This window comes from Bacteroides sp. D55t1_190419_B8, from assembly GCF_015558905.1.
Taxonomy (GTDB): domain Bacteria; phylum Bacteroidota; class Bacteroidia; order Bacteroidales; family Bacteroidaceae; genus Bacteroides; species Bacteroides vicugnae.
Window position 1 is genome coordinate 122,996 of the sequence record NZ_JADMOU010000014.1, and the last position, 8,847, is coordinate 131,842.

The window sequence follows — 8,847 nt, forward strand, 5'->3', positions numbered from 1 at the left end:
ATTATTTTTAAAATCAGTCATTTATGGACATAAAAGAATATTCAAAGCTGATAAAAGCCAAGCGCAAGGAGTTGGATGACCTGATGAGACGGAAGATGCCGGTCATCGCCGGACGAATGGCAAAGGACCATTTCCAGGACAACTTCCGCCGGGAAGGTTTCGTAAACGGAGGGCTACACCCGTGGCCGAAAGCGAAAAGGCTGTCCTCGGGGCGGACCGATGCGGCCGGACAGTACGGGACATTACTCTCAGGGAGGAACCACCTCTTCAGCTCCGTCAAGTACGTGCCGGCGGACTACCGCGTGAGAGTGGCAGACGACCTCATGTACGCACCCCTCCACAACTGGGGAGGAGAAGTGCATCCGACCGTTACGCCGCAAATGCGGCGCTTTGCATGGGCGAAGTATTACCAGGCTTCAGGCAAGGCTAAAAAAGCCGCCACAGGCAAAAGAAAGGGCAAAAAGAAGGGTTCTGCCGCAAGCAATGAACCGCAGGAGAACCCGGAGGCGCTGAAATGGAAAAGACTGGCGCTCACCAAAAAGAAAAAACTCCGGATACGCATACCACAGCGACAGTTCATCGGGGAAAACAGCGAACTGTCCGACAGGATAACGGAAAAGACAGAAAACGAAATCAGAAACATTCTAAATTTATAAAGACATGGAAGAAATATTCATCGCGATCATGGAACGCATCGCCGGAAAGATGCCGGAACTCTCCTATATAGACGAGGATTACGGACAACTTGAAGCAGGGGCGGAAGAGGACCGCTATCCGGTCACGTTCCCCTGTGTGCTGATCGGAAACACCGAATCTGACTGGAACGACCTCGGGTACGGGGTACAGAAAAGCGAGTCACTCATCACCATACGCCTGGCCATCGACTGTTACGACGACACGCACTACACTTCAGGTACCTATGATAAAGTAAAGGAACGCCAGCAGAAGGCAAAGGAACTGTATAGGATACTCCAGGGATTCCAGTGCTCGGAAGAAGCCAGCCCGCTGGTCAGGGTGAAGAACCGGGACTATTCCCTGCCCGGAAACATCAAGGTGTATGAAACCATGTATTCCTTTACGTTGCATGACGAATCCGCAATGCAGGAAAGTGCGGCGAGGTTTATTCTCCGGTAAAGAGCGAAAGCTGGACGGCTGTCAGGCGGGGCTTCTTCACCTTCGGGACGGGTTTCACCTCCAGATCCTTCAGTTCCCGGCATTTGCGCCGGATAATGGACATGATACGTTCCTCGGAAATGAAAAATTCCTGCCGGGACAACACTTTCAGGGCGTCATCAAAGCGCAGGCGCTGCACCTCCGTCCAGTAATAGTAACGGCGGCACAGGGCTTCATCACGGAGTTCTATCAGGTTCTTGTCTCGTCCTTTGGCCATAATTGTGGGATACTTGCTGCAAAATTAGGCATTTAACCGGTCATTATAGATAAAAAAACGCCGCATCGTATATGAATGCGGCGTTTTTCTGTTTAGAGTGTGAACAAAATCACATGGTCATCAGTTCGGTGTCATCCTCACCCGGAACAAACGGCTCGACGCGGGTAATCACCTTGCTTTGCACCTTCACCCGTCCGCTACCCTTGCAGACCGGGCATGTGGCAGATGAAGGAGCCCCTCCCTGATCCGGATAAAAGACACGTCCCTTGCCTTCACAACGCTTGCAGGCCATGACATGTGGCGCAATATTCTTCGTCTTTTCCATAATTACAACCGGCAGAATGAAGGCTCGATACGATGCCAGACACCGTTCTCGTCACGTTTGTGGAAATAATAATTCACCGCGGTCTTGTACACTACGTTACTTTCGCGGAAGAGGTCCATGATTTCGGTGTACTCGCTGTCGAAACGGTCCTCCAACTCGTACAGTTTGCTCACCGACTTGTAGTCCAGGTCGCCCTGGCGGTTACGTTCGATCATGGTCATCCCGAGCTGGTACATCGGATCATCGGTCCCCAACTCGCGCCCCATGGCGTAACGCTTCAAGTAATCCACCAGTCGCTCGGCGGCAAGATCGGCACGCTCGTCGAAGCTCTTCACCTTGTTGCTCCTCACCTCCAGCTTCATGTCACCGTCCACGATGGTGAAACTCGCCTGCTCATCCTTGCGGAGCTGGCCGTATTCACGCATCACCGCACGGAAGGCGGCGGCTTCTTTCTCCACCCAGTCGCGGAACGCTTTCACATCATCCACGACCGGGAGCAGCTTGTTCTTCACTTCAAGCATGAACTGCGCACGAAGCCCCTCATAGGCGTCGCGCCGGTTACGCTTGTTTTCCTTCTCTTCCTGCTGGAGCTGTTTCAAAAGCTCCTTCCTGTCCTGGGCGGACAGGCTTTTTAATTGTTCTTTCAAGTCCATAACTAAAAATTAAATGGTTGTTATTGTTGTTTATTCTCACGTTTACGGCGGATGGCACGCAGCTTCACCTGCAATGTGTCCAGCGCCTCACAGTCAAGTTCACGGAACTCCTTACCGGCGATACGGCTGTCCAGGCAGAAAGTATTCACCTTGTCCCAGTCTGCCGTATCAATGCCCAACAACTGCATCTGGTGCAATACCGCGGAGCGCTTCTGGCGGAGGATCTTCCGGAGCTGTTCCTGGTAAGTGGGCGGTACCAGCTTCTGCATGGCGGCCACGGCGGCACTGTATTCCTTCAGCGTCATGTCACGCAGGCTCGTGGTACGTCCCTCCGTGTACTGGGAAACGATGCTTTCCTTCAGCGCGTCACGATCCGATGTCGGAAGGCGGTTCAAAAGGCTGTAAAACGCCGAGTAATTCTCGGGTTTGTTCAATTGCTTGCGGCTGTTGATGTCTATCTGCATGGCTATGTCGGTTTTAAATTATCCCTTTAAAAAGGGCACGCCTCCAAAAAGAAGTTAAAACGTCACTTAAAACTTTTACAATTATGCCGGAGAACGTACCCTGATTCATTATTTTTGTCTGTCACTTTTAAATTTTACAATTATGAAATTTACAGAAGAAAATGCTAATGCCATTTTGGCCGAGATCAACAAGAAATGTTCACCGTACGAATGTCCCATGTGCAAACAAAGAACAAACTTTATTTTCGGTAAAGGTGAGTCTCAAATTTTATCGTTCCAACGGGAAGGGATGCAATTAAAAGCTGATAATGGCATCAATTTTATCCCTGTCATTGTCGGATATTGCCAAAACTGCGGCTATGTAGCGCAATTCAATCTGAATGTCATTTTCCCAGAGAAATGACACCTTTTTGGTAGGTATCATTTTGGAACTTTCCTTCTGATTCACCAGAGGTTCGGCTATCCACATTCCGTTTCTGGTGAATCACTTCAACCGACACCACACTGTTCCTGTTGGTGTTGATCGCCATAATGTATCTGTTTCCTTTCTGTCCTTTCTCGTAAAGATAAGCCCAGTTCTCCTCAACCTCCACGTAACCTTGGCGGTCAACCGGAAGACCGAAACCGTTCACGATTTGCACACGGACCTTCAGACCTTCGAATTTCTTGAATATATTGCTCATAATATTGAAGTGTTACAGGTTATTCAACTCTTATCCTTCCGGTGTATTGGTTTCCCCGAAACTTCATCCCCTTGGTGAAGCCGCCCGGATATCCCAGTTCCTTACTTCTCGCGTTTGCCAGCAACAGATGTTCCCGGCTAAGGGAGGCTACAAAACCTTTGTCCTTTTCCAGTCCCATCTCTCGGGCTTTCCGGGTGACACTGCGTTCGGAAACACCGAGCATTTCAGCCAGCTCCCGGTTGAGGGTATTGTGATAGTGGCGACGCATGATGGAAAGCATATTGCCGTTCCAGAAGATACGCGTCGAGTAGCCGTTATGCTCCACGATCCGCCCCTGGGTCCGGTGCATGAAAGTACCATCGGGAACCTTCCGGGTCTTACGGTACCGCTCCCGTTTGTATTCCAGCACACATTCATGACACCAGGAATTCCGGCCCCCGTTCTTCAGCGGATAAAATTCACGCATCCACAACTTGCGGCCGCAATGCGGACAGACACGTTTACGTTTCTGTTTGTTGTTATTCTCACTCATGGCTGTTTATGCTACATTCATCAATTCAAATTTTCCCGCCAAAACGGGATAACATTGATATCCGCCTTTCTCACCTGGGCCTGCATCAGCGCCATGGACAGCAACATGCAGACACGTTTGTCAGTTTTGACGGTTCCAGATATGGAACCCACAACATGGTCACCCTTGCCAGTCACGATTGAACCCGCAACCTGCTCAAGCCCGTCCGGATGCTCCTCACTGGCCGCAACGCTCATAAAAGCGCTCAGGTCGTTCTCCTTACAAAAGTTCTCCACATACCGGCAGAGTTCCATTACTGCCTCTTTCTGTTTTTCTGTAATCATTTTAGTAAAATTTTAATGGTTGATAATATGTTATTTTTCAATAATATAATCGCACTCAAGAACCTTGACACCACCGTAAAATGTCACTTTGGACGTATCAGTGATACCGAAATGTTCTTTATCCGCGAAAATCATATTTTTCACACCGGACTTCATTTGCCGGACAACGTCCTTAGCCCTTTTATCAGTCCAGCCATGGGCGGCAAAACCAGCCTTGAACTGGTAAGTGGTCGTTACGGCACCGTTCTGAATCCTAGTGGAAACAGTAACTGTACCCACACAATTCTCTATTGTTTTCTTCTTTCCCATGATGATTATTTATTTGTTGGTTTCCAATCCACTGTTATTATCGCATCCAGCTCACCGCTGCCTTCACAGACCGGACAAGGTTTCCGCACATCCTCGCGGCTGCCTTCCTCCGTTCCCCAGAACCAGCCGTTACCCTTGCAGTAACCACACTTATGGCCGGTACTGACAAAGTTCTCACGGTTCATGCCCTTACCCATATAGGTGGGTGGACAGATATCCAGTTGTTTCTTTACCCTACTCATGCTTGGCCCCCTTTCTGTTTCGGCCCCGCCACATTCCAATAGTCATAGGCACCCTTCTCCCAAATCGTGTATTCACCTGTGGCCCCCTGATAACGTCCTTTACTGAAGGCGACGTAGCCCTCCACCCATATCTTCAGGTCTGCATCATACATCACACTCGTGGCCGCATCACCTTTAGGATTCTTGCCGCGGGCATGGCTGATGAAAACAAACAGCTTGTCCGGAAACTCCTCCTTCAGCTGGATATAGTCACGATACGTCATCTGTGTGTATTGGAAGCTGTCAATAATCACGATGTTGAAACTTTTATGACGCCGGAGCCTGATCTTCAAGGTGGGAATGTCCTCCTTGATGAACGCCAAATGGCGGCTTACCTCGGCCATACCAAAGCGCCGCAGGTTATTCTGGACTGTCAAAGAAGTTCCTTCCTCCAGGGAGTTGAACGCCACACGGTCATACTTGCAAAGTTCCTTGCAGAGCTGCATCACAAAGGAGGTCTTTCCGTTGCCGCTATTGCCCCACACGAACCAGCAGCCCCGGACTTCCGGAGTGTCGAAGGCATCCTTCCATTTCCCCTCGAAAGGGAACACGTCGTACTTCTTGTTCAAGATGTCCCTGACATTCAAGGCACGCTTCATGCCGGCCTTTTTATTATCCTTTTTCTCTTCTTCCATAGTCAGAACAGTCTTAGTTGTCGGATATTGTCAATTCGGTCAAGCACGGCCTGCCGTGCAGCACCCCGCAGCTTCTCATGGCAGAGCATCCTGCCGAGTGCCCACAGAAGGGCATTCTCACGGGTGGCAAACTGTCCCCATTTGCGCCCCGGGTTGAAACCGCCGCCGGAACCGTCCACCTCCATGTGAACGCCGGAGGTCCACCAGCCGTCCTGCTGCCCCACAAGGGCATCCAGATAGTCGCGTCCATTACGGTAAACGGTCACAGTCTCGTATTCCGTCAGAACGGGATAATCACTCCAGGGAGCGGGAAGCTGGTCACGGCCGTCTATTCTCAGGTATTCAAATTTGTTTTCCATATCCTTTAAATTACGTTTGAACGGTATTTGAACGGGAATCATTCACCCGTCATGCGTTTTACCTTGTGAATGGACTTCCTCACACGGCGCAAATCAAAGTCACATGTCGAAGCCTCCTTTATCACATTGTCGATATCCCTCTTGTCGGTCACCCCATTGGCGGAACAGATCGCGAACACGTCATTCACATCCGTGGGTTCCAGTTCATAGAATTTCCGACCTATACGGCTGTAGAACTCCTTGTAACCAGGCTTCTGGTAGCGCAGGCCGTTACTGATGCGTTTGGCAATATAATCAGTACTCAAGAACACAACACCGCATTTCTCCTCCAGCTTATTGTACAGGCTGATAAAGTAGTGGAACACCGGTTCGGTCAGCTTGTCCGCCTCATCGAACACCAGCAGGGGCGCGTCCATCTGGATGATGTCATCCAAAATAAGTCCCCATACCTCACGGATATTATACCCTTCAGTCCGGATTCCGACCGTGCGGGCAATCTCACGAACGAAGTCACCTTTCTTCATGTCCTCGGAGCAGAGGATATAGAAAACCTCCTTATGCTCCTGGAGGTAAACACGGGCGGTGGTACTCTTACCACAACCGGCCTCGCCAGTCACCCAGGTGACGTTACGCCAACGCTGCGCATCGGAAAGCACAGCCGTGATCTCCTGGTAAGCACCAGTCTCCACAATCTGCCAACCGGTAGCGCTTACACCACCGACCTGCGAAGCGACATTACGGAACATCTCGTCGCTGATATTCTCATAACGGCCGTTCAAGATATTGCTCACAGTACCCACACTGACTCCCTTCAGACTACCCGCGGCTTTCGTCTGGCTCGGATACTTCGCCACGTAAGCCCGGAGGCTCTCACTGATGGCGTCTTTCTCTTTCATTGTAATTTCCATAATAAATAATTTTTATCTTGTTATAAATCTGTTCCTTATAATTTTCCGACCACCTTACGGATGCTCACTTCCTTCTTCTCAAAGCTGTCCCATGTCACGTTGCTAATGACTTTCATGTCACGACCTATGGAAGGACGGGGCGGCTGGCTGTATTTTCTTGTGCGGCGGTCAATCTGGCGTTGCGCCTCCTTGCCGAGTCCTTTCAGGTCAGGAGTACGCAAACCGTTCTGTTCCGGTGCGACACCATGCTCATACTCGATATCCTTGGCGACAACCTGACGGTTTATACGCTCATTGATGACGGCCTCCTGCTGGGTGCGAATGAAACGTTTCTCGTCTTCCGTCTGCTCCTGCTGGGCACGGTGGATCATCAGCGGAAACGAAGCTACACACTCGAAACGCATTGCTCCGCCCTTATCCTTGTACAGCAGGCGCACGCTGCTCATGTCATAAGGATCGTACTGGACATAGAACTTCTTGTAGGTGTTACGCCGGCGCCATTCTAAATCAGGCTCACCGGGAGCGGAGAAAACCTCGTAGGGGTATTTCTTTCCCTGTACCGTGATCTCGATACCGCTGGCGGTGAACAGAGAAGGTTTTTCGGTTGTGTACCAGAACATTTCCACCATATCCGGCACACTTACCGTATCAGTAGCCTCGTTCACGCTGGTATTGTACATTTCCATACGGGAGATGCCGGTGGCCGGATGCTTCATTGAGTTCCACAGCTCACGGGCAGCGGCATACTGCTCCTTCAGCTCCTCCAGTGTAGGAAGGGAATCGATGTTCGCGTTGATGAATTCCAGGTTCGGACGGCTTGTCTCTCTCTTTGCCGTAATATTCTGCCCGGTGAAACTGAAACGTTTTTTCAACACCTGGCTCTGGAAGCGGTAGAAAATGTTCTCAATCGTTTTGGACTCGCCGTTATACGGGGCTGTCGGGCGGTGGATACGGCTGATCTTCGAGAAAAGGCCCAACGCCGCGTTTTTCTTATGACCGCCCTGGTTGTCGCACACGATCTCGTAAGGTTTGTGCCGGCTCGTTTGGATAGCCATGCGGAAAGCATGGTACTGGGCGATATAGTCCTCATTGTCGCTAATGTAATAACCGAGCAGAACTTCACTATAGGCATCCACCACCTCGTACACGCTTGTAGTGCACTTATTTCCGTTCTCATCACGATAGTAGAGGTTCAACTTCGTACCGTCACCATACCAGAGGCTGTCACGACGGCTCGGAAGGATTGTCCGGTGTTTACGGTCATAACGCTGGTGCGCCTTCATTTCCCCATAAACGGCATCGTACCACAGTGGTTCGACACGCGGGCTGTTGAACCATTCGCGGAGACTGCGGGGACTCTTCAGGGGTTTCCAACCACGTTCTGGAGCGACACGGTTGTACTCCTCGAAGATCTCCATATCAGTATAAACCGGAACGCGGCTACGTTTCAATGCAACAAGGTAACGTCCACCGTCCTCCTCGATCTTCAGCGTGTTGCTGTTGCCGTATTTACCGCTCACAAGCACACCGTAGTTGTCGGGACGGAACTTGTTTATCAGGGCTTTCAACCGGCCCACACTGCCCGGAAGACTATGCCCGTACACCGGACGCCATTCCTCACTCGTGACAAGCAGAAGCTCCCAAAGATTACGGCGGAAACCGGTCAGCTTGTTATTGGATGAACTCAAGCGCTTGAACTCTTCCATCAGCGCGTTCAGTACCGAGGCATTCCAGGTGTATTCCTTCTTCACATCCACGGGAAGAGCGACCATCTCACCGTTCTTGTCGTAGCGGTACTCCTCAAAAAAGCTCTCGGCCTTCTCGTCTTTCTTCACTATGTTACGAATCATTTCCTGTCTCATTTGCTGTTCAGGTTCTCCTTTGAGAAGAACCCAACGTCGTTTATACTTCTCGGGAAGGGAGGAATAGGCATACAGAGCCGGATTATTTTCACCACCGCCACGGGAAACGACATCCAGTTTTTC

General features: G+C 50.5%; 16 protein-coding genes. 3 read left to right on the forward strand and 13 right to left on the reverse strand.

Annotated features, from left to right (window positions below):
• The first annotated feature begins 23 nt into the window (after window positions 1-23).
• Window positions 24-656 carry a hypothetical protein gene (locus I2I13_RS13795; protein WP_195620990.1) on the forward strand — a complete coding sequence of 211 codons (633 nt, stop codon included), beginning with the start codon at window positions 24-26 and terminating at the stop codon, window positions 654-656.
• Window positions 657-660: 4 nt separating this feature from the next.
• Window positions 661-1,134, forward strand: coding sequence for a hypothetical protein (locus tag I2I13_RS13800; protein WP_195620989.1), 474 nt, complete (start codon window positions 661-663; stop codon window positions 1,132-1,134).
• Here I2I13_RS13800 and I2I13_RS13805 read toward each other — a convergent pair.
• The 4 genes from I2I13_RS13805 to I2I13_RS13820 form a co-directional block, all read right to left on the reverse strand.
• Window positions 1,121-1,390 carry a hypothetical protein gene (locus I2I13_RS13805; RefSeq protein WP_007750722.1) on the reverse strand — a complete coding sequence of 90 codons (270 nt, stop codon included), beginning with the start codon at window positions 1,388-1,390 and terminating at the stop codon, window positions 1,121-1,123. The genes I2I13_RS13800 and I2I13_RS13805 overlap by 14 nt on opposite strands.
• Window positions 1,391-1,499: 109 nt before the next feature.
• A complete protein-coding gene (locus I2I13_RS13810; RefSeq protein ID WP_032842895.1) occupies window positions 1,500-1,715 on the reverse strand; it encodes a molecular chaperone DnaJ in 216 nt (71 codons plus the stop codon).
• 2 nt (window positions 1,716-1,717) lie between these two features.
• Window positions 1,718-2,368 carry a DUF3164 family protein gene (locus I2I13_RS13815; RefSeq protein ID WP_008667116.1) on the reverse strand — a complete coding sequence of 217 codons (651 nt, stop codon included), beginning with the start codon at window positions 2,366-2,368 and terminating at the stop codon, window positions 1,718-1,720.
• A gap of 20 nt (window positions 2,369-2,388) precedes the next feature.
• Window positions 2,389-2,832, reverse strand: coding sequence for a hypothetical protein (locus I2I13_RS13820; protein WP_008667115.1), 444 nt, complete (start codon window positions 2,830-2,832; stop codon window positions 2,389-2,391).
• Between the two features lie 142 nt (window positions 2,833-2,974).
• Here I2I13_RS13820 and I2I13_RS13825 point away from each other — a divergent pair, with 142 nt between their 5' ends.
• A complete protein-coding gene (locus I2I13_RS13825; RefSeq protein WP_008667114.1) occupies window positions 2,975-3,235 on the forward strand; it encodes a hypothetical protein in 261 nt (86 codons plus the stop codon).
• Here the strand turns inward: I2I13_RS13825 and I2I13_RS13830 are convergent.
• The 9 genes from I2I13_RS13830 to I2I13_RS13870 all read right to left on the reverse strand — a co-directional run.
• On the reverse strand, window positions 3,216-3,515 hold the full coding sequence (locus tag I2I13_RS13830) for a hypothetical protein (protein WP_008667113.1): 300 nt from the start codon (window positions 3,513-3,515) through the stop codon (window positions 3,216-3,218). The genes I2I13_RS13825 and I2I13_RS13830 overlap by 20 nt on opposite strands.
• Window positions 3,516-3,534: 19 nt before the next feature.
• Complete coding sequence (locus I2I13_RS13835; RefSeq protein WP_195620988.1) at window positions 3,535-4,047, reverse strand: hypothetical protein; 513 nt, start codon at window positions 4,045-4,047, stop codon at window positions 3,535-3,537.
• A 20-nt stretch (window positions 4,048-4,067) separates the two neighbouring features.
• Window positions 4,068-4,370 carry a hypothetical protein gene (locus tag I2I13_RS13840; RefSeq protein WP_130061776.1) on the reverse strand — a complete coding sequence of 101 codons (303 nt, stop codon included), beginning with the start codon at window positions 4,368-4,370 and terminating at the stop codon, window positions 4,068-4,070.
• A 30-nt stretch (window positions 4,371-4,400) separates the two neighbouring features.
• Window positions 4,401-4,679 carry a hypothetical protein gene (locus I2I13_RS13845; RefSeq protein WP_195620987.1) on the reverse strand — a complete coding sequence of 93 codons (279 nt, stop codon included), beginning with the start codon at window positions 4,677-4,679 and terminating at the stop codon, window positions 4,401-4,403.
• 5 nt (window positions 4,680-4,684) lie between these two features.
• Window positions 4,685-4,921 (reverse strand): hypothetical protein, encoded by a 237-nt coding sequence (locus I2I13_RS13850; protein ID WP_195620986.1) that lies wholly within the window; start codon window positions 4,919-4,921, stop codon window positions 4,685-4,687.
• Window positions 4,918-5,595, reverse strand: a complete 678-nt coding sequence (locus I2I13_RS13855; RefSeq protein ID WP_195620984.1) for a hypothetical protein — start codon at window positions 5,593-5,595, stop codon at window positions 4,918-4,920. The genes I2I13_RS13850 and I2I13_RS13855 overlap by 4 nt, the downstream gene beginning before the upstream one ends.
• Before the next feature lie 2 nt (window positions 5,596-5,597).
• Window positions 5,598-5,996 carry a hypothetical protein gene (locus I2I13_RS13860; RefSeq protein ID WP_130061773.1) on the reverse strand — a complete coding sequence of 133 codons (399 nt, stop codon included), beginning with the start codon at window positions 5,994-5,996 and terminating at the stop codon, window positions 5,598-5,600.
• Window positions 5,993-6,862 carry an ATP-binding protein gene (locus I2I13_RS13865; RefSeq protein ID WP_008667103.1) on the reverse strand — a complete coding sequence of 290 codons (870 nt, stop codon included), beginning with the start codon at window positions 6,860-6,862 and terminating at the stop codon, window positions 5,993-5,995. The genes I2I13_RS13860 and I2I13_RS13865 overlap by 4 nt, the downstream gene beginning before the upstream one ends.
• Before the next feature lie 35 nt (window positions 6,863-6,897).
• Window positions 6,898-8,847: kinase (locus tag I2I13_RS13870; RefSeq protein WP_195649722.1), on the reverse strand; the 1,950-nt coding region annotated here is incomplete at its 5' end.